Origin of the sequence: Ectopseudomonas khazarica, from assembly GCF_004521985.1 — a bacterium.
Lineage (GTDB): Bacteria > Pseudomonadota > Gammaproteobacteria > Pseudomonadales > Pseudomonadaceae > Aquipseudomonas > Aquipseudomonas khazarica.
Map to the genome: position 1 here is coordinate 28,427 of NZ_SBHZ01000008.1, position 17,800 is coordinate 46,226.

Consider the following 17,800-nt stretch of genomic DNA (forward strand, 5'->3'; position numbering starts at 1 on the left):
CCGCAGCAAGGGGGGGAGCCATCATTTGCCCATCTGCTTGAGCTTGCGATACAGGGTCGCCCGGCTGATGCCCAGGGCATCGGCCGCGGCGGAGACATTGCCCTGGTGGCGCTCCAGGCTGGTGCGGATCAGCTCCATCTCGTTCTCGCGGATGCTGCCACTCTGCCGGCAGCTGCCGGTCAGTTCATCGAGCAGGCTGTCCGTGAGGTGATCCAGGCCGATCACCGTTTCGCCCTCCTCGCGCATCGCCAGCGCCGCGCGCAGGACCATTTCCAGCTGGCGGATGTTGCCCGGCCAGTCGTAGCTGCCGAGCAGCTCGGCCAGCGGCCTGTCCAGGGTCACATGTGCGGCTCCATGCCTGTGCAGCACGCTCGCCACCATCTGCTCCAGGTCGCTTCGCTCGCGCAGGGCCGGCAGGCGCAGGCTGACGCCGTTGATACGGTAGTAGAGGTCTTCACGGAAGTGCTTTTCCAGCACCAGGCGCTTGAGGTCATGGTGGGTCGCGCAGATCAGCGCCACGTCGATGTCCTGTTCTTCGGCTGCGCCCAGCGGCGCCACCTTGCGTTCCTGCAGGACGCGCAGCAGACGCGCCTGCAAGGCCAGCGGCATGTCACCGATCTCATCGAGAAACAGCGTGCCGCCCTGGGCCTGCATCAGGCGCCCGACCATGCCGCCACGGCGCGAGCCGGTGAAGGCGCCCTCGCGGTAACCGAACAGTTCGGATTCGATCAGCCCCTCGGGGATCGCGGCGCAGTTCACCGCGACGAAGGGTTTGTCCGCCCGCCGCCCCGACTGGTGCAGGGCACGGGCCACCACCTCCTTGCCGGTGCCGGTCTCGCCCAGCAACAGCACGGGCAAGTCGCTGGCCAGGCCCTGGCGCGCCATGCGCAAGGCACGTGCGTAACGGGTGTCCTGCCCGGCCAGGTCTTCCAGCGGTCGGGCAACGGCACCCGGGCGGGTACGCGGCGGCACTCCCGTACCCGGGCTGGCAGGCCGGGGAACCTGCAACGTGCGAAAGAAGAATTCGCCCTTGGCGGTCTGCACGCTGCTGATGCCACCCTGGAGCAGGCGCGCGATGAACTGCGGCGAGCGCTCGCCGATCAGCTCGCTGGCGCGACGCCCGGTGAGCGTCTCACGCGACAGCTGGAGCAACTCGCACGCCCGCTCGTTGGCAGCGAGGACCTCGCCATCCAGGCTCAGTGCCAACAGGCCATGCCAGGCGCTGCCGAGGTATTGCGGGCGGCTGTGGAAGGCCAGTACCAGGTGGTCCGGATAGCACAGGCCGAACAGCCGGCTTTCGATGTTGCCGGCCGCCAGCATCAGCATGGTCAGGCTGTCCTGGGGTTGCGCCATGATGCCTTCGCGGGTCACGTCCAGAACGCCGACGATCCGTCCCTGGGGGTCACGCAACGGCACCGAGGTGCAGGAGAAAGGGCTCAGGCGATCGAGGTAATGCTCGCCGCAGTTGATCAGCGTCGGCCGGCCCTCGACGACGGCCGTGCCGATGGCGTTGGTGCCACACAGGGTTTCGCTCCAGCAACTGCCGGGACGCAGGTCACGCAGCCCCGGTTGCTTGAGGTAGTCGTCAGGGCCTTCGATGGCCAGGACATTGGCCTGGGCATCACCCAGTATCACCAGGCCAGCGCGCCCCTGCTGCGTCACCAGGTACTCCATCTCCGGAGTCGCGGCATCGATGAGCATGCGATTGTCGTCGAGCAGCAAGCGCAGGTCGTGGAAGAAATCGCTGCGCTCGCCCTCCAGGCAGTCGAGCCCATGGCCCAGGCTGCGCCGCCACGACGCGTCGATCTCTTCGCGCAGTACGCCTGGCGGAAGCTGGCCGTCGGCGACCAGGCGCAGGCGAGCCTGTCGTGAATCCTTGAGTGGGTCTGTCTGGAAGCTCTGCGCCATATCTCGCTCCAACTCGGCAGCCTCGTGCACCGGTAAAGGTCTACACCCAGGACTCGAGCCCGTAAAGAGTGCCTGCCCTGGCAAGCACAAGTGATGCCACTCTCGGGCCCCTCGGGGGTGTTGACAGGAAGATTCGCACAAGCTTACGTTAACGTAAAGGTAAACGAGACAGCCCCATGCCCACGACTTTTTCGATCTCCGATCTGGCCCGCGAGCTGGACGTCACCACCCGCGCCATCCGCTTCTATGAAGAGCAAGGCATGCTCAGTCCCGAGCGGCGCGGCCAGGAACGCATCTACTCGCCCAAGGACCTGGTCGCCCTGAAGCTGATTCTGCGCGGCAAGCGCATCGGTTTCTCGCTGGCCGAGTGCAAGGAACTGATCGACCTCTACGACCCCAGCGGCGGCAACCGCAAGCAGCTGGAAACCTTCATGAACAAGATCGCCGCCCGCCGCGCCCAGCTCGAGCAGCAACTGCTCGACATCCAGCAGATGCAGCTCGAACTGGATACCGCGGAGGAACGCTGTCTGGCGGCACTCGCCGAGACGAACAGCTGATCCCCTTTCAACAAATACAAGACACAGGTGGAACCATGAGCTACCCAACCCTGAATTTCGGCCTCGGCGAGACCATCGACATGCTGCGCGATGCCGTGCACCACTTCGCCCAGGTGGAGTTGGCCCCGCGCGCCGCACAGATCGACCGCGACAACGAGTTCCCCATGGACATGTGGCGCAAGTTCGGCGACATGGGCCTGCTCGGCATGACCGTCGACGAGCAGTACGGCGGCACCAACATGGGTTACCTGGCCCACGTCGTGGCAATGGAAGAGATCAGCCGCGCATCGGCCTCCGTCGGCCTGTCCTACGGCGCGCACTCCAACCTGTGCGTCAACCAGATCCACAAGAACGGCAGCCACGAGCAGAAGCTCAAGTACCTGCCTGGCCTGTGCTCCGGCGAACATGTCGGCGCCCTGGCCATGAGCGAGCCCAACGCCGGCTCCGACGTGGTGTCGATGAAGCTGCGCGCCGAGAAGCGCGGCGACCGCTACGTGCTCAACGGCAACAAGATGTGGATCACCAACGGTCCGGATGCCCACACCTACGTGATCTATGCCAAGACCGACGTCAACGCCGGCTCGCGCGGCATGACCGCGTTCATCGTCGAGCGCGACTTCAAGGGCTTCTCCCGTCACCAGAAGCTGGACAAGCTGGGCATGCGCGGTTCCAACACCTGCGAGCTGCTGTTCGAGGACTGCGAAGTGCCGGAGGAGAACGTGCTCGGCGCCGAGGGCTGTGGCGTGCGCGTGCTGATGAGCGGCCTGGACTACGAACGTACCGTGCTGTCCGGCGGGCCGACCGGGATCATGAGCGCCTGCATGGACGTGGTGCTGCCCTACGTGCACGAGCGCCAGCAGTTCAAGCAGTCGATCGGCGAATTCCAGCTGGTGCAGGGCAAGCTGGCCGACATGTACGCCGGCATGAACGCCTCCAAGTCCTACCTGTACAACGTCGCCCGTGCCTGTGACCGTGGCGAGGAATCGCGCAAGGACGCCGCTGCGGTGATCCTCTACACCGCCGAAATGGCCACCAGGATGGCGCTGGACACCATCCAGCTGCTCGGCGGCAACGGCTACACCAACGAGTACCCGGCCGGCCGCCTGCTGCGTGACGCCAAGCTCTACGAGATCGGCGCCGGCACCAGCGAAATCCGCCGCATGCTGATCGGCCGCGAGCTGTTCAACGAAACCAAATAACCCTCAAACAGCGCGGACAGTCCCCTCTCCCACTTGTGGGAGAGGGTTAGGGAGAGGGCCGGAGGTGCTAGCACCACCCTCTCCCCCAGCCCCTCTCCCGTGAACGGGAGAGGGGAGCTAAAGCCTGCAATTCGGAGTGCGCCAATGGCCATCCTGCACACCCAGATCAACACCCGTTCGCCGGAGTTCGCCGCCAACCAGGCCGCCATGCTCGCCCAGGTGGACGACCTGCGCGCCCTGCTCGCCCGCGTTCAGCAGGGCGGCGGAACCAAGGCGCAGGAGCGCCATACCGCGCGCGGCAAGCTGCTGCCGCGCGAACGCATCAACCGCCTGCTCGATGCCGGCTCGCCCTTCCTCGAGATCGGCCAGCTCGCCGCCCATGACGTCTACGGCGAGGACGTGCCGGCAGCCGGGGTGATCGCCGGCATCGGCCGTGTAGAGGGCGTGGAATGCATGATCGTGGCCAACGACGCCACGGTGAAGGGCGGCTCCTACTACCCGCTGACGGTGAAGAAGCACCTGCGCGCCCAGGCCATCGCCCGCGAGAACCGCCTGCCGTGCATCTACCTGGTGGACTCCGGCGGCGCCAACCTGCCGCGCCAGGACGAGGTATTCCCGGATCGCGAGCACTTCGGCCGCATCTTCTTCAACCAGGCCAACATGAGCGCCCTGGGCATCCCGCAGATCGCCGTGGTGATGGGCTCCTGCACCGCTGGCGGCGCCTATGTGCCGGCGATGAGCGACGAGACCATCATGGTCCGCGAGCAGGCCACCATCTTCCTCGCCGGCCCGCCACTGGTGAAAGCGGCCACCGGCGAGGTGGTCAGCGCCGAAGAACTGGGCGGCGCCGACGTGCACTGCAAGACCAGCGGCGTGGCCGACCACTATGCCGAGGACGACGAACACGCCCTGGCCCTGGCCCGGCGCAGCATCGCCAACCTGAACTGGCGCAAGCTCGGCCAGTTGGACAGCCGTGCGCCCATCGCCCCTCGCCATGCGGCCGAGGAGCTGTACGGGGTGATTCCGGCCGATGCCAAGCAGCCGTTCGACGTGCGCGAAGTCATCGCCCGTATCGTCGACGACTCGCAGCTGGATGAGTTCAAGGCGTTGTTCGGCACCACGCTGGTGTGCGGCTTCGCCCGCATCAACGGCTACCCGGTGGCGATCCTGGCGAACAACGGCATTCTCTTCGCCGAATCGGCGCAGAAAGGCGCGCACTTCGTCGAGCTGGCCTGCCAGCGCGGCATCCCGCTGCTGTTCCTGCAGAACATCACCGGCTTCATGGTCGGCAAGAGGTACGAGGAAGGCGGCATCGCCAAGCATGGTGCCAAGCTGGTCACCGCCGTGGCCTGTGCCCAGGTGCCGAAGTTCACCGTGATCATCGGTGGCAGCTTCGGCGCCGGCAACTACGGCATGTGCGGCCGCGCCTACGACCCACGCTTCCTGTGGATGTGGCCCAACGCACGCATCGGCGTGATGGGCGCGCAACAGGCCGCTGGCGTGCTGGTGCAGGTCAAGCGCGAACAGGCGCAACGCGCCGGGCAGCCTTTCGGCGATGACGAGGAACAGCGCCTGAAGCAGCCCATCGTCGAGCAGTACGAGCACCAGGCGCACGCCTTCTACTCCAGTGCCCGGCTGTGGGACGACGGCGTGATCGACCCGGCACAGACCCGCGACGTGCTGGCCCTGGCGCTGTCCGCCAGCCTCAATGCGCCGATCGAGCCGACCCGTTTCGGCGTGTTCCGCATGTAAAGCAGCCGGTAGGAGCCCGCTTGCGGGCGATCAGCAGCATCGCCGGCAAGCCGGCTCCTACACCGCAGATCTGAGAGCGACGAGATATGACCGACTTCACCACCGTACAGCTTGAAACCGATACACGCGGCTTCGCCACCCTGTGGCTGAACCGGGCGGAAAAGAACAACGCCTTCAACGCCGAGATGATTCGCGAGCTGATCCTCGCCCTCGATGCCGTGGGCGAAGACAAGAGCCTGCGCTTCCTCCTCCTGCGTGGCCGCGGCAAGCACTTCTCGGCCGGCGCCGACCTGGCCTGGATGCAGCAAGCGGCCGGGCTCGACTACAACGCCAACCTGAATGACGCGCGCGAGCTGGCGGAGCTGATGTACAACCTTGCCGCACTGAAGATTCCCACCCTCGCCGTGGTGCAGGGGGCGGCGTTCGGCGGCGCGGTGGGCCTGACCAGTTGCTGCGACCTGGCCATCGGTAGCGAGGACGCACTGTTCTCCCTCTCCGAAGTGCGCATCGGCCTGGCCCCGGCGGTGATCAGCCCGTTCGTGGTGCAGGCCATCGGCGAGCGCGCGGCCAGGCGCTATGCCCTGACTGCCGAGCGTTTCGACGGCAAGCGCGCCCGCGAACTGGGCCTGCTCGCCGAGTGCTACCCCGCTGATGAACTGGAGTCGCAGGTCGATGCCTGGGTCGCCAACCTGCTGCTGAACAGCCCGCAGGCCATGCGCGCCAGCAAGGACCTGCTGCGCGAAGTGGCCAGCGGTGAGCTGACCCCGGCCCTGCGTCGCTACACCGAGAATGCCATCGCCCGGATCCGCATCAGCCCCGAGGGCCAGGAAGGACTCCGAGCCTTCCTGGAAAAACGCACGCCCGCCTGGCAGGAGCCGCAAGCATGAAGCCCACCCATATCGATACCCTGCTGGTCGCCAACCGGGGCGAGATCGCCTGCCGGGTGATGCGCACGGCCAAGGCCATGGGCATCCGCACCGTGGCCGTGCACAGCGCCATCGACGCCGAGGCACGGCATGTCCGGGAAGCCGATATGGCGGTCGATCTCGGCGGCGCCAAGCCCGCCGACAGCTACCTGCTGATCGACCGGATCATCGCCGCCGCCAAGGCCAGCGGTGCCCAGGCCATCCACCCCGGCTATGGCTTCCTCTCGGAGAACGCCGGTTTTGCCCAGGCCATCGAGCAGGCCGGGCTGGTCTTTCTCGGCCCGCCCGCCTCGGCCATCGAGGCGATGGGCAGCAAGTCGGCCGCCAAGTCGCTGATGGAAGCGGCCGGCGTGCCGCTGGTGCCCGGTTACCATGGCGACAAGCAGGACCTCGAGACCTTCCGCGAGGCCGCCGCACGCATCGGCTACCCGGTGCTGCTCAAGGCGGCTGCCGGCGGCGGCGGCAAGGGCATGAAGGTCGCCGAGTCGGAGGCGCAACTGGGCGAAACCCTGGCATCCGCCCAGCGCGAGGCGCAGTCGGCCTTCGGCGATTCGCGCATGCTGGTGGAGAAGTACGTGCTCAAACCCCGCCATGTGGAAATCCAGGTTTTCGCCGACCGACATGGCAACTGCCTGTACCTCAACGAACGCGACTGCTCGATCCAGCGGCGCCATCAGAAGGTGGTCGAGGAAGCCCCCGCCCCCGGCCTGAGCACCGAATTGCGGCGTGCCATGGGCGAGGCAGCGGTCAAGGCCGCGCAGGCCATCGGCTATGTCGGTGCAGGTACGGTGGAGTTCCTGCTCGACGAGCGCGGCGACTTCTTCTTCATGGAAATGAACACGCGCCTGCAGGTCGAGCACCCGGTCACCGAGGCCATCACCGGCCTCGACCTGGTGGCCTGGCAGATTCGTGTCGCCCGTGGCGAGCCACTGCCGATCAGCCAGCAACAGGTGCCGCTGAACGGCCACGCCATCGAGGTGCGCTTGTATGCCGAAGACCCGGATCATGACTTCCTGCCGGCCACCGGCACCCTGGCGCTCTACCGCGAAGGTGCGGCCGGCGACGGTCGCCGCTTCGACAGCGGCGTGGCCGAGGGCGACAGCGTTTCGCCCTTCTACGACCCCATGCTGGGCAAGCTGATCGCCTGGGGCGAGGACCGCGAACAGGCACGCCTGCGCCTGCTGACCATGCTCGACGAAACCCTGGTCGGCGGCGTCAGGACCAACCTCGCATTCCTGCGCCGCATCCTCTCCCATCCGGCGTTCGCCGCCTGCGAACTGGATACCGGTTTCATCCCCCGCCACCAGCAGCAGCTGCTGCCCAGCCCCGGCGAACTGCCGGAGCGCTTCTGGCAGCTCGCCGCCGACGCCTGGGTGCAGACCGAGGCGGCCCTGCAGCGTACCGACGACAGCCACTCGCCCTGGGCCAACCGCAGTGGCTGGCGCAGCGCCGGGGCGGCAGAAGTCGACCTGCACCTGAGCTGCCAGGGCACAAACCGCAAGGTGCGCGCCGGCAACCAGGCGCATTTCGGTGACGACACCCTGCAGGCGGATATCGAGGGCACGCGCCAGCGCCTGCGCTGCATGCGCCGTGGCGATACCCTCTACCTGCAATGGCATGGCGAGTTGCATGCCATCACCCGCTTCGACCCCATCGCGGCGGCCGAGGCCAGCCATGCCCAGCACGGCGGCCTGGGCGCGCCCATGAACGGCAGCATCGTCCGTGTGCTGGTCGAGGCCGGCCAGACGGTCGAGGCCGGCACCGCCCTGGTGGTGCTGGAGGCGATGAAGATGGAGCACAGCATCCGCGCGCCCGAAGCTGGCACGGTCAAGGCGCTGTATTGCTGCGAAGGGGAAATGGTCAGCGAAGGCACAGTGCTGGTGGAACTCGAGTCGTAGGGTGGATCACGCTGTATCGATCCACCACAAGGGCACCCACCCGCATCGAGGTGGACATGAAAGGCGATGTCCACCCTACGCACTACGCGCGGATTGAACGCGAACCGCAGGGTGGATCACGCTGTATCGATCCACCATCAGGGCACCCACCCGCATCGAGGCGGACATGAAAGGCGATGTCCACCCTACGCACGGATTGAACGCGAACCGTAGGGTGGATCACGCTGTATCGATCCACCATAAAGGCCCCCACCCATATCGAGGTGGACATGAAAAGCGATGTCCACCCCATGCGTTACAACCGGATACCGACGAGGAAACCCGATGAACCTGCCCCACTCCGTGCGCCTGGTCGAAGTCGGCCCGCGCGACGGCCTGCAGAACGAGAAACAGCCGATCAGCGTCGCCGACAAGGTACGCCTGGTCGATGACCTGAGCGCCGCCGGCCTGCGCTACATCGAAGTCGGCAGCTTCGTCTCGCCCAAATGGGTGCCACAGATGGCCGGCTCCGCCGAGGTGTTCAGCGGCATCCAGCGCCGGCCAGGCATCACCTATGCGGCGCTCACCCCCAACCTCAAGGGCTTCGAGGCCGCGCTGGAGGCGAAGGTGGAGGAAGTGGCGGTGTTCGCCGCGGCCAGCGAAGCCTTCTCGCAGAAGAACATCAACTGCTCCATCGCCGACAGCCTGCAGCGCTTCGTGCCGCTGCTGGAGGCGGCCAAGGCCGCCAAGGTGCGCGTGCGTGGCTACGTCTCCTGCGTGCTGGGCTGTCCCTACGACGGCGACGTCGCCCCGCAGCAGGTTGCCGCAGTGGCACGCGAGCTTCATGCCATGGGCTGCTACGAGGTTTCGCTGGGCGATACCATCGGCACCGGCACCGCCGGCAAGACCCGCGCGCTGCTCGACGTGGTCAGCCGCGACGTTCCGCGTGAGCGGCTGGCCGGGCACTTCCATGACACCTACGGTCAGGCCCTGGCCAACATCTACGCCAGCCTGCTCGAAGGCATCAGCGTGTTCGACAGCTCGGTCGCCGGGCTCGGCGGCTGCCCCTACGCCAAGGGCGCCACCGGCAACGTCGCCAGCGAGGATGTGCTCTACCTGCTGCAAGGCCTGGGCATCGACACCGGCATGGACATGGACGGGTTGATCGCCGCTGGCCAGCGCATCTGCCAGGTACTGGGCAAGGCCAACGGTTCACGCGTGGCGCGCGCGCGCCTGAGTCACTAGCGCCGGGAGACGATGAGGCCCGGTGGTCGAGCTAAGCTGAAGGCTGAGCACGACGACCACGAGGACTCATCATGCCGCAACCTCTGTGGAGACCCTGCGCCGAACGTGTCGCGGCCAGCCGCATGGAAGCCCTGCGCCACTTCGTCAACCACCGCCATGCCCTGCAGCTGGCCGACTACCCCGCCCTGCACGCCTGGAGCGTCGCGCAGCGCGAGGCGTTCTGGCAGGCCATCGCCGATGTCTTCGACGTGCGCTGGCACGCTCGCGCCGAGTGTGTGTTGCACGAAGGTCCGGCCATGCCGGATGCGCAGTGGTTTCCCGGCGCCACCCTGAACTTCGCCGAACACCTGCTGCGCCGCCGCGACGGCCACCCGGCGCTGGTGGCCGTGAGCGAAGACGGTCGCCGCGAGCAGCTCAGCTACGCGCAACTGGCCGCGCATGTCGCCGGCCTGCAACGCAGCCTGCGCGATGCCGGCGTCGGTGTCGGCGACCGGGTGGCGGCGTTCATGCCCAATACCTGGCAAACGGTGGTGGGCATGCTGGCCAGTGCCAGCCTGGGCGCCACCTGGTCAAGCTGCTCGCCCGACTTCGGCACCCAGGGCGTGATCGACCGCTTCGGCCAGATCGAGCCCAAGGTGCTGATCGCCGCTGCCGGCTACCGTTATGCCGGCAAGGACCTGGACCTGAGTGCCAAGCTGGGCGAAATACTCGAGCGACTGCCCAGCCTGGAGCAGCTGCTGATCGTGCCGTACACGCGCCTGCAGGCCAGCCCCGAGGATTACAGGTCATCCGCGCAGGTCAGCCTGTGGCAGGACTTCTACCAGCCCGGCGGCGCGCCGCAGTTCGTCCCGGTCGCCTTCTCCCAGCCGCTGTACATCCTCTACTCCAGCGGTACCACCGGAGTGCCCAAGTGCATCGTCCATGGCGTCGGAGGCACGCTCCTGCAGCACCTCAAGGAACTGGGCCTGCATACCGACCTGGGCGCCGACGACACCCTGTTCTACTACACCACCTGCGGCTGGATGATGTGGAACTGGCTGGTATCCGGCCTGGCACTGGGCGCCACCCTGGTGCTCTACGACGGATCGCCGCTGCACCCCGAGCCCACCCGCCTGATCGACCTGATCGACGCCGAGGGCATCTCCGTGTTCGGCAGCAGCGCCAAGTTCATCGCCGCGCTGGAGAAGGCCGGCGTCAAACCACGGGAAAGCCATCGCCTGACGACACTCAGGACCCTGCTGTCCACCGGCTCGCCGCTGGCGCACGAGAGCTTCGACTACGTCTATCGCGATGTGAAGCGCGATGTCTGCCTGTCCTCGATCTCCGGTGGCACCGACATCGTCTCCTGCTTCGCCCTGGGCAACCCGACCCTGCCGGTATGGCGCGGCGAACTGCAGTGCAAGGGCCTGGGCATGGACGTGCAGGTATGGGACGAGGACGCCCGGCCGCTGCATGGCGCCAAGGGCGAGCTGGTCTGCGCCCGGCACTTTCCGTCGATGCCGCTCGGCTTCTGGAACGATGCCGATGGCGAAAGATTCCGCTCGGCCTACTTCACCACCTTCCCTGGCGTCTGGGCGCACGGCGACTACGCCGAGGAGACCGCGCACGGCGGCCTGATCATCCACGGTCGCTCCGATGCAGTGCTCAACCCCGGCGGGGTGCGCATCGGCACCGCGGAAATCTACCGCCAGGTAGAAAAGGTACCGAGCGTGCTGGAGTCCATCGCCATCGGCCAGGAATGGGACGGCGATGTGCGCGTCGTGCTGTTCGTGCGCCTGCGCGATGGCGCGACCCTGGACGACGCCCTGTGTGACGAGATTCGCCAGGTGATCCGCGCCAACACCACGCCACGCCATGTACCGGCGCGAATCGTTCAGGTCGCTGACATTCCCCGCACCATCAGCGGCAAGATCGTCGAACTGGCCGTGCGCAATGTCGTTCACGGGCGACCGGTGAAGAACACCGATGCGCTGGCCAACCCCAAGGCACTGGAGCTGTATCGCGACCTGCCACAACTGCAGAACTGAAATCCCGCATCAGTCTGCAACGCGCATCACGGCGCGTTCGCGCCAGCCGAACCGGGCGAATGCCGGCAAATCCCCATGCCAGAGCCTTCGCGCGGCACAGGCAAGCGCACCGAATAATGGCAATTAGCCTTCAGGCATATTTGTTCATTATAATGACGCCATTTTACCGACGAGCACCTGCCCGGCCGCACCACCTGCCAGTCACGGAGACTCACGGACCCCAGGGTAATAGCCGCTTGCGTCTATTGTTTCTCCACTGAACAACAGGATGTTCACCGTGCCTCATTTCAAACACCTGCTGTTTGTCCTGACGTTGTGCGCTGCCGTCTGTGCAGCGGCAGCAGGGCCGGTAAAGCTGTACCTGCCCGACGCCCCGCCGCTGACCTTTCACGACTATGAAGGCGGCAACGGCATGGTCGGTGATGTGGTGCTGGCCGCCGCCGCCCGCAGCGGTCGCCTGACCGAAATCATCGCCGAGCCCTGGTTGCGGGCGCAGGCCACCGTGAGCAAGGGCAAGGACCTGCTGATCATCCCGCTGTCACGAACCCCGCAGCGCGAGGCGCGCTACACCTGGATAGCCCCGATCATGCTGCTCGAGCGCGCCTTCTTCAGCCTCGACGAGCCGGTGGCCAGCTTCGCCGAGGCGCGCCGGCGCTACCAGCGCATCGGTGTCGGGCTGGGCACCGCACAGGTGGAGACGCTGCGCCGCGAGGGCTTCGCCGAGCAGCAGATCGTGCAGATCCGGCTTGGCGAGAACCCGGCCCGCCTGCTCGAACTGCGGCGCATCGATGCCTGGTTCACCGGCATCGACGAGGCGCTGTACATCTGGCACAAATCGGCGGCGCGCCGGCACGAGCTGCGCATGAGCCCACCCCTGGCAAGCACCGACCTCTACCTGGCCTGCTCGCTCGACTGCGACCGCCAGCTGGTGACGCAGCTGCGCGACGCCATCGCCCAGCTCGACCACGACGGCGTCAGCCAGCGGCTACGCCAGGCCTACCGCCCAATGCTCTGGCCCACGCCCTAGATACCCTGGCGCCCCGGATCCTCCGGCGGCTGCTCTTCCTCGATGTCCTCGAGCTTCAGTTCCAGCCCCCAGTCGCCCGCCTCGGCGGCCTTCGGCGCTGCAGCCGGCGCCGCCACCGGAGCCGCCGCGACGGGCGCGGGCTTGGCATTGGCCGGGTTGTCGCGGTAGAGCTTGAGCTTCAGGCGCACGTTGTTCGCCGAGTCGGCGTTCTTCACCGCCTCTTCCTCGTCGATGGCGCCGTCGTGCACCAGGTCGATCAGCGCCTGGTCGAAGGTCTGCATGCCGAGGTTCTTCGACTTCTCCATGATTTCCTTGAGCTCGGAGAATTCGTTGCGCTTGATCAGATCACGCACCGTCGGCGTCCCCAGCATCACCTCCACCGCCGCGCGGCGCTTGCCGTCGATGGTCTTGACCAGGCGCTGGGAAACGAAGGCCTTGAGGTTGTTGCCCAGGTCATTGAGCAACTGCGGGCGACGCTCCTCGGGGAAGAAGTTGATGATGCGGTCCAGCGCCTGGTTGGCGTTGTTGGCATGCAGGGTGGAAATCGCCAGGTGCCCGGTGTCGGCGAAGGCCAGTGCGTGCTCCATGGTCTCGCGGTCGCGGATCTCGCCGATCAGGATCACGTCCGGCGCCTGGCGCAGGGTGTTCTTCAGCGCTGCATGGAAGCTGCGTGTATCCACGCCCACCTCGCGCTGGTTGATGATCGACTTCTTGTGCCGGTGCACGTACTCCACCGGGTCTTCGATGGTGATGATATGGCCACCGCTGTTGCGGTTGCGGTAATCGATCAGCGCCGCCAGCGAGGTCGACTTGCCCGAACCGGTACCGCCGACGAACAGCACCAGGCCGCGCTTCTCCATCACCGTGCTGAGCAGGACCTCGGGCAGCTTGAGGTCTTCGAAGCGTGGAATCTCCATCTTGATGTTGCGCGCAACGATGGACACCTCGTTGCGCTGCTTGAAGATGTTGATGCGGAAACGACCGACCCCGGCCAGCGAGATCGCCAGGTTCATTTCCAGTTCGCGCTCGAACTCCTCGCGCTGCGCGCTATCCATGACCGAATCCGCGATGGCGGCCACGTCCCCCGCCTTCAGCGGCTCCTGGCTGAGCGCCTTGAGCACGCCATTGAACTTGGCACAGGGCGGCGCGCCGGTGGAGAGATAGAGGTCGGAACCGTCCTGCGTGGACAGGACTTTCAGCATTGCAGGGAGATCCATGGCGGCGCTTCCGTCAACAGCGATTGAAATACCATAGGCCATGATTACCTGCAGTGCGGACAACGCACGACCCATAAAATTGACGTCATTCTGCTGGCGCAGCGAATGCTGGCACAATAGCGCGCTGACAGAATTGAGGAGCCCATCAATGGCAAAGGCAATGGCCCGCCACATCCTGGTCAAGACCGAAGCGGAAGCGGCGGCCCTGAAGAAGCGCATCACCGCCGGCGAAGCCTTCGATGTACTGGCGCGCAAGCACTCCACCTGCCCGTCGGGCAAGAAAGGTGGCGACCTGGGCGAAGTCCGTCCCGGACAGATGGTCCGCGCGGTGGACCAGGTGATTTTCAAGAAGGCCCTGCGCGAGGTGCACGGCCCGGTGAAGACCCAGTTCGGCTATCACCTGATCCAGGTGTTCTACCGCGACTGAGCCCCGCTCAGGCGCCCGGCTCGCCCATGAACTCGACGATCTTGCTCCTGATCCAGCGCTCGGCCGGATCGTTGTCGGTCACCCCGCTCCAGACCATGGACAGGTCCGAGTTGACCAGCTCGAATGGCGGGTCATCCGCGCGCAGGCTGGTGCCTTCGATCAGGGCTGCCGCGGCGAAATCCGGCACCGTGGCGAGCATTTCCGTCCCCGCGATGATCGAGCGCAAGCCACTGAACTGCGGCACTGCCAGCACCACGCGCCGCGAACGGTCGAGGCGCGCCAGATCGTTGTCGATGTTGCCGCACAGGTCGCCCGAGAAGGACACCAGCGCATGCGGTCGGGCGCAGTACTCGTCCAGCGTCAGCGGCCCTGGCCGCTCATCGCCGCGCAACACCTTGACGCGCATCTCGCGCAGCTTGCGGCGCTTGGCATTGGCCGGCAGCTCGGTGGTGTAGCTGACGCCGACGGAGATCTCCCCCGACGCCAGCATCGACGACATCAGCAGGAAGTTGACCCGCCGCACCACGATCACTACCTCCGGCGCCTCCTCGCGGAGCTGATTGAGCAGCGCCGGAAACAGTCCGAACTCGGCATCGTCCGACAGACCGATGCGGAAGGTGTCGCGATTGGTCGCCGGGTTGAACTCCCGGGCACGGCTCACCGCGCCCGAGATGGTGTCCATCGCCGGCTGCAGCTCCCGGAGAATCGCCAGGGCCCGCGCCGTCGGCTCGAAACCCCGGCCGTTGCGCACCAGCAGCGGGTCGTCGAACAGGTCGCGCAGGCGCGCCAGCGCTGCACTGACTGCCGGCTGGCCGAGGAACAGCTTCTCCGCAGCCCGCGTCAGGTTCTTCTCGAACATCAGGGTCTCGAAGATCACCAGCAGGTTCAGGTCGACACGGCGCAGATCGTTGCGATTCATTCGGCATCCTTGGGGTTCGGGGTCATCGACGCATTCACGCAGCAAGTCCCGTGCCTGCGAGCCGCTCAGAGCCCCAGTTCGGACAGACCCGGATGATCATCCGGACGGCGCCCCTGTGGCCAGCGGAACTTGCGCTCGGCCTCGGTGATCGGTAGGTCATTGATGCAGGCGTAGCGATTGACCATCAGGCCGTCAGCGCCGAACTCCCAGTTCTCGTTGCCGTAGGAGCGGAACCAGTTGCCCGAGTCGTCACGCCACTCGTAGGCATAGCGCACGGCGATGCGGTTGTCGGTGAACGCCCAGAGTTCCTTGATCAGGCGGTACTCCAGCTCCTTGGCCCATTTGCGTTCGAGGAAGGCCTGCGCCTGACCGCGCCCGTCGACGAACTCGGCGCGGTTGCGCCAGCGCGTATCCAGGCTGTAGGCCTTGGCGACCTTGGCCGCATCCCGGCTGTTCCAGCCATCCTCGGCGAGACGGACCTTCTCGATGGCACTCTCGCGGGTGAACGGCGGTAGCGGCGGACGGATTTCATCATTGGACGACATAACGGCACCTCTTGCTTTCAGGGAATGGCGCCCATCACTGGGCATTCGGGGTCTGCAACAGCATCGACGCAGTCTGGCCGGCACAGTCGGCGGCATCGGCCTGGCCGGTGACCATGGCAACGGCGGTAGCGCCGTCGATCAACAACAGCAGTTGCCTGGCCACGCCGGCAGCGTCGGCCAGGCCACAGGCGGCGGTGATTTCGTTCAGGTAGCCGAGCAGGCGCTGCTTGTGCAGCCGCGCCACGGCGCGAATCTCGCTGCTCGGATCGCCGGTCTCGCCAGCCGCATTGATGAACGCGCAGCCGCGAAAGTCCGCTGACTCGAACCAGCTGCGCAGCAGCGGGAAGATCGCCAGCAGCCGCGCACGCGGCTCGCCGCTGGACGTGCCATCGATGAACCAGCGCATCCAGCGCTCGTCACGGGCACGCAGCGCCGCCGCCACCAGGGCCTCCTTGGTCGGATACAGGCGATAGATGCTTTTGCGCGCCACCCCCGAGGCCCTGACGATGGCATCCATGCCGGTGGCGTTGATGCCCCCGGCGTAGATCAGGCTTTCGGTGGTCTGCAGCAGGCGCTGCTGGATGGAAGCATCTTCGAGCATGGTTCATGCACCACAGAGAATGATCGTTCTCAGCAAGGTAGAACGATCATTCTCTGCGGTCAAGACAATTCTTTGCTGCCCGCTCGTCAGCCTCGTGGAGGGCGGCCCTCTTGGCTCAGCGATGCGCCGACAGCGGGGTATGCTCGGCCATCAGCGCCACCACCCAGTCGATGAACACCCGCAGCTTGGCGCTGACGTGGCGGTTCGGCGCGAACGCCAGGTACATCGGCATCGGCGCCATCTGCCAGTCCTCGAACAGGCGCACCAGCTCGCCGCTGGCCAGGTGCGGCGCGGCCATGTAATGCGGCAGCCAGAGCATGCCCAGGCCTGCCAGGCCGGCCGCGAGATAGGCATTGCCATCATCGACGGTCAGCAGCGGCCGGCCTTGCGCCTCGATGCGCTCATCGCCCCGCTGCATGGCGTAGGGCAAGGCCCTGCCGGTCCGCGACCAGAGAAAGCCCACGGTGCTGTGCCCCGCCTCTTCCAGTTCGCGCGGGTGGCCCGGCGTTCCGCTGCGCTGCAGATAGCCTGGCGTGGCGTAGATGCCCAGTTGCAGGTCGCCCACGTGGCGGGCGATCAGCGACTGGTCGGTGATCTCGCCACCACGCACCACGCAATCGACGTTCTCGCCGATGATGTCGACGATGCGGTCGCTCACCCCCAGGGTCAGCTGAATCTCCGGATAGCGCGCGTAGAACGCCGGCAGTGCCGGAATCAGCAGCATCCGCGCAAAGGGGCTGGGCACGTCGACCCGCAGGCGTCCACGGGGCGCCATCGCCGCGCTGGACAGGCTGGTCTCGGCGTCGTCGACATCGGCCAGCAGGCGCACCACGCGTTCGTAATAGGCCGCGCCGTCGGCGGTGACATTGACCTTCCGCGTGGTGCGGTTGAGCAGACGCACGCGCAGGCGCGCCTCGAGTTGCTGGACGAGCTGGGTCACGCTGGTCTTGCTCATGTGCAGGGTGCTGGCAGCCTTGGTGAAGCTGCCGGTCTCGACCACGCGCGCGAACGCCTGCATCGCATCGAAACGGTCCATTTCGCGTCTCTCTCGACTGTTGATTGTTTGGATTCTACAAACAGTCATGACCAGAGTTGCGCGTTTATCCAGGCCAGGCGTCTTCTTACAGTGACTCCATCGTTAACAACGGCTGCAGCGCAGCCCAGATGGAGGTGTGCAATGAACCCCAAACGTGACGTGGTCTTCCCGGCCGATCGCCATGCGCTCTATGAACTTCACCGCTACTCGCCGGCGGTGCGCTCCAATGGATTCCTGTTCGTCTCCGGTCAGGTCGGCAGTCGCAAGGACGGCTCGCCGGAACCGGTTCTCGAAGAGCAGGTGCGCCTGGCCTTCAGCAACCTCAATGCGATTCTTGCCGCGGCGGGCAGCAGCTTCGACGATGTGGTGGACACCACCATCTTCATGGTCGACCCGCATTCGCGCTTCGAGACCATCTGGGAAGTCGCGGCCGAGTACTGGGGCGAAGCCCCCTACTCGACCGCGACGGCCATCGGCGTGACCTGGCTGGCCGGCTTCGACTTCGAGATCAAGGTGATCGCCAAGCTGCCGGAATGA

Annotated in this window: 16 protein-coding genes; 10 read left to right on the plus strand and 6 right to left on the minus strand. The window is 66.2% G+C overall.

All coding sequences use genetic code 11. The annotated features are described in order from the left end of the window. Positions 1-21: 21 nt before the first annotated feature. Positions 22-1,908, minus strand: a complete 1,887-nt coding sequence (locus EPK82_RS11950) for a sigma-54-dependent Fis family transcriptional regulator (RefSeq protein WP_134676706.1) — start codon at positions 1,906-1,908, stop codon at positions 22-24. Between the two features lie 176 nt (positions 1,909-2,084). Here EPK82_RS11950 and EPK82_RS11955 point away from each other — a divergent pair, with 176 nt between their 5' ends. The 8 genes from EPK82_RS11955 to EPK82_RS11990 all read left to right on the plus strand — a co-directional run bounded on the left by EPK82_RS11955 (position 2,085) and on the right by EPK82_RS11990 (position 12,518). Further along, entirely contained in the window at positions 2,085-2,465 is a 381-nt protein-coding gene (locus EPK82_RS11955) for a MerR family transcriptional regulator (protein ID WP_037047828.1), read from the plus strand. Positions 2,466-2,500: 35 nt separating this feature from the next. After that, a complete protein-coding gene (locus tag EPK82_RS11960; protein WP_134676707.1) occupies positions 2,501-3,664 on the plus strand; it encodes an isovaleryl-CoA dehydrogenase in 1,164 nt (387 codons plus the stop codon). Between the two features lie 144 nt (positions 3,665-3,808). Further along, a complete protein-coding gene (locus EPK82_RS11965; RefSeq protein WP_134676708.1) occupies positions 3,809-5,416 on the plus strand; it encodes a carboxyl transferase domain-containing protein in 1,608 nt (535 codons plus the stop codon). An 86-nt stretch (positions 5,417-5,502) separates the two neighbouring features. Next, on the plus strand, positions 5,503-6,303 hold the full coding sequence (locus EPK82_RS11970) for a gamma-carboxygeranoyl-CoA hydratase (protein ID WP_047591714.1): 801 nt from the start codon (positions 5,503-5,505) through the stop codon (positions 6,301-6,303). Next, positions 6,300-8,240: an acetyl/propionyl/methylcrotonyl-CoA carboxylase subunit alpha gene (locus EPK82_RS11975; protein ID WP_134676709.1), complete on the plus strand. Its 1,941-nt coding sequence runs from the start codon at positions 6,300-6,302 to the stop codon at positions 8,238-8,240. The genes EPK82_RS11970 and EPK82_RS11975 overlap by 4 nt, the downstream gene beginning before the upstream one ends. Positions 8,241-8,564: 324 nt before the next feature. Next, positions 8,565-9,464 (plus strand): hydroxymethylglutaryl-CoA lyase, encoded by a 900-nt coding sequence (locus EPK82_RS11980; RefSeq protein WP_134676710.1) that lies wholly within the window; start codon positions 8,565-8,567, stop codon positions 9,462-9,464. Positions 9,465-9,535: 71 nt separating this feature from the next. Then, the gene (locus EPK82_RS11985; RefSeq protein WP_134676711.1) at positions 9,536-11,491 is read left to right on the plus strand and encodes an acetoacetate--CoA ligase; all 1,956 of its coding nucleotides are present in this window, start codon (positions 9,536-9,538) and stop codon (positions 11,489-11,491) included. Between the two features lie 268 nt (positions 11,492-11,759). Further along, positions 11,760-12,518 carry a substrate-binding periplasmic protein gene (locus EPK82_RS11990; RefSeq protein ID WP_134676712.1) on the plus strand — a complete coding sequence of 253 codons (759 nt, stop codon included), beginning with the start codon at positions 11,760-11,762 and terminating at the stop codon, positions 12,516-12,518. On the opposite strand, the gene EPK82_RS11995 is transcribed toward EPK82_RS11990, so the two are convergent. Beyond that, positions 12,515-13,735 carry a PilT/PilU family type 4a pilus ATPase gene (locus EPK82_RS11995; RefSeq protein WP_175253973.1) on the minus strand — a complete coding sequence of 407 codons (1,221 nt, stop codon included), beginning with the start codon at positions 13,733-13,735 and terminating at the stop codon, positions 12,515-12,517. The genes EPK82_RS11990 and EPK82_RS11995 overlap by 4 nt on opposite strands. Before the next feature lie 148 nt (positions 13,736-13,883). On the opposite strand from EPK82_RS11995, the gene EPK82_RS12000 reads away from it, so the two are divergent. Further along, on the plus strand, positions 13,884-14,162 hold the full coding sequence (locus EPK82_RS12000) for a peptidylprolyl isomerase (protein WP_134676713.1): 279 nt from the start codon (positions 13,884-13,886) through the stop codon (positions 14,160-14,162). Positions 14,163-14,169: 7 nt separating this feature from the next. Here EPK82_RS12000 and EPK82_RS12005 read toward each other — a convergent pair whose 3' ends face one another. The 4 genes from EPK82_RS12005 to EPK82_RS12020 form a co-directional block, all read right to left on the minus strand. After that, complete coding sequence (locus EPK82_RS12005) at positions 14,170-15,081, minus strand: LysR family transcriptional regulator (protein WP_037047853.1); 912 nt, start codon at positions 15,079-15,081, stop codon at positions 14,170-14,172. A 65-nt stretch (positions 15,082-15,146) separates the two neighbouring features. Next, the gene (locus tag EPK82_RS12010; RefSeq protein ID WP_047591574.1) at positions 15,147-15,626 is read right to left on the minus strand and encodes a nuclear transport factor 2 family protein; all 480 of its coding nucleotides are present in this window, start codon (positions 15,624-15,626) and stop codon (positions 15,147-15,149) included. 34 nt (positions 15,627-15,660) lie between these two features. Beyond that, the gene (locus EPK82_RS12015; protein WP_134676714.1) at positions 15,661-16,227 is read right to left on the minus strand and encodes a TetR/AcrR family transcriptional regulator; all 567 of its coding nucleotides are present in this window, start codon (positions 16,225-16,227) and stop codon (positions 15,661-15,663) included. Between the two features lie 115 nt (positions 16,228-16,342). Next, a complete protein-coding gene (locus EPK82_RS12020) occupies positions 16,343-17,263 on the minus strand; it encodes a LysR family transcriptional regulator (RefSeq protein ID WP_134676715.1) in 921 nt (306 codons plus the stop codon). Between the two features lie 141 nt (positions 17,264-17,404). Here EPK82_RS12020 and EPK82_RS12025 point away from each other — a divergent pair, with 141 nt between their 5' ends. After that, positions 17,405-17,800 (plus strand): RidA family protein, encoded by a 396-nt coding sequence (locus EPK82_RS12025; protein WP_037047879.1) that lies wholly within the window; start codon positions 17,405-17,407, stop codon positions 17,798-17,800.